This is a genomic window from Streptomyces sp. NPDC048275 (genome assembly GCF_040652275.1).
Classification (GTDB): Bacteria; Actinomycetota; Actinomycetes; order Streptomycetales; family Streptomycetaceae; genus Streptomyces.
Genome location: NZ_JBEZLR010000012.1, coordinates 1 through 1,639, shown reverse-complemented (window position 1 = coordinate 1,639; position 1,639 = coordinate 1). Strand labels below are relative to the sequence as shown.

Annotated in this window: 2 protein-coding genes; both read right to left on the bottom strand. The window is 73.9% G+C overall.

Translation table 11 applies throughout. The features are described 5' to 3' along the window. Window positions 1-113 precede the first annotated feature (113 nt). Window positions 114-404: a zf-TFIIB domain-containing protein gene (locus AB0D57_RS10230; RefSeq protein ID WP_362069769.1), complete on the bottom strand. Its 291-nt coding sequence runs from the start codon at window positions 402-404 to the stop codon at window positions 114-116. Window positions 405-478: 74 nt separating this feature from the next. Continuing rightward, on the bottom strand, window positions 479-1,411 hold the full coding sequence (locus tag AB0D57_RS10225) for an aminoglycoside phosphotransferase family protein (RefSeq protein ID WP_362069766.1): 933 nt from the start codon (window positions 1,409-1,411) through the stop codon (window positions 479-481). Between the last annotated feature and the right edge of the window lie 228 nt (window positions 1,412-1,639).

Genomic DNA, 1,639 nt, shown 5'->3' with positions numbered 1-1,639 from the left:
GCGCACCAGCCGAAGCCCCCGGCCGTCTCGTACGGTCGGGGGCTTCGTCGTTCCCCCCGGCCGTACGAGACGGCACGAGGAAGGGGCCCTCCGCTCAGAAGGGCCCCTTTCGTTCAGGACGAGAAGAGCATGCGGCCGAAGCTCTTCTGGCGGTGGTGGCCGCCGTAGTGACCGCTGTGTCCACCGTGCTGCGGGGCGCCCCAGGCGGGCGCGGGAGCGGACGGGTAGGCCTGCGGGGCGCCCGGGGGCGGCGGCGCGGGCTGCGACCACTGAGACTCCAGGCGGGTCAACGACTCCAGCTCGCCGTAGTCGAGAAATATCCCGCGGCAGCCGCTGCACTGCTCGATCTGGACGCCATTGCGGTTGTACGTGTGCATCGGCGCATGGCACTTCGGACACTGCATGCTCGGCTCAACTCCTCGCCGGTCGGTACTGCTTCCGCCAGGACAGACACTGCCCGTCCTCGGTCGGTTGCACCCTACGTCCTCGGTCCGTGTGCCAAATCGGGCGGGACGGTGCCCATTCGGCCGCAGGCGTCGATCACGGACTGCTGCACCTCGTCCAACGGGTCGCCCGCCGCCACGGACTTGGCGATCGCCAGGGCCGCGGTCTGCACCGTGAGGGCGCGTGCCGCGACGTCCAGGGCGGGCCAGGGGTCGCCGTCGGCGGGGACGGCCGGGCCGCCCGCGCACCGGTAGGCGGTCAGGAAGCGGGTCCACTCGTCGGGCGCGAGCAGGCCGCAGGCGTACCAGGCCGCCGGGCGGGCCAGGTCCCAGGTCGGCACGCCCACGCCGAGGTCGTCGACGTCGATGAGGAGCCAGGGGCCGGCCGGTGCCGGGTGGCGAACGAGCTGGCCGAGGTGGAGATCGCCGTGGCAGAGCGTCGTCGTGTCCGGCATGGGGGCCTGCGCGCGGGCCCAGGCGGGGAGGGTGGCCCAGGCACGCAGGACAGGGGCGGTGGCGGGGTGCGGGCCCGCCGCACGGAGCCGGGCGATCGCCTGGGCCGCCTTGACGGGGCCCCGCATGGCCGGCAGGCCGGGCGGCGCGGGTGTCCGGTGGAGGCGGGCGAGGAGGGAGGCGGCCGCTTCCCAGGGGGCGGCATCAGGCACTTCCGGGTCGACGGGAGTGCCGTACGGCCAGAAGGTCACGAGACGGCCGTGGAGGTCGACCGGGGTGGGCCGGAGCGGGGCGAGGAGTGTGTCCGCCGCGTCGGTGGCGACGGCCAGGCGCCGGGAGAGTTCCGCGCGGCCCGTGCCAGGAGCGTGGGCCTTGGCCACGGTGTCGCCATGGCGGACGACGGTGCCGTCGTGGCGGTCGGCGAGGACGGCGTCGTGGTGCGCGCAGGCGGTGGCCACGAGGTGGGCCGCGCTTCGCGCCCTGACGGTCAGAGCGGGCAGCACATCTGCGGTCACGGGTCCCCCTGGGGTGCTTTCGGTTCCTCGTGAGCCTACGCAGGCTTTCCTCGCTGCTAGATCCTGCCGTCACATTCCCGTCGTCCGCCCGGAGGGCGGGCCTCGCGCCCGCCGCGGAACGGCTGATGTCTGCCGTAGGTGCGTGCTCTCGGCGTGCCGGGCGCAGACCCTCGTACTGGTTGTACGCGTCCGACACCCCGAGCGCCAGCTCCGTGTAGACCGTGTTGT